Below are 286 nucleotides of genomic sequence, written 5' to 3' on the forward strand. Positions count from 1 at the left end.
CGGTCGGAGGCGCTGCGCCACCTCGTGGCGGATGTGGACTCCAGGATGGAGGGCATCCGATCCGTGCTCACCGAGCGCGGCGCCACTCCTGCCGTCATCGCCGACCTCCTGGTGCAGGGCCTCGCCGACGCCCGGGCCATGGAGGCCGACCGCGCCGTGGTCACCGCCGCGGTCAACGACCCTCAGCTGCGCGAACTCGCCCGGCGCTGGTCGGCGCAGATGGCGGGGTTCCTCACCGGCGACTACGGTCTCGAGCGCGCGACCGCGGCTGCCATCTTCATCGACG

General features: G+C 73.1%; 1 protein-coding gene. It reads left to right on the forward strand.

The window, feature by feature from the left end; genetic code table 11:
• Window positions 1-286, forward strand: a 286-nt coding sequence (locus KI686_RS16520; RefSeq protein WP_237590405.1) for a hypothetical protein, incomplete at both ends; no start/stop codon positions are given.

Source organism: Polaribacter sargassicola, from assembly GCF_021991835.1.
GTDB classification, from domain to species: Bacteria; Bacteroidota; Bacteroidia; order Flavobacteriales; family Flavobacteriaceae; genus Polaribacter; species Polaribacter sargassicola.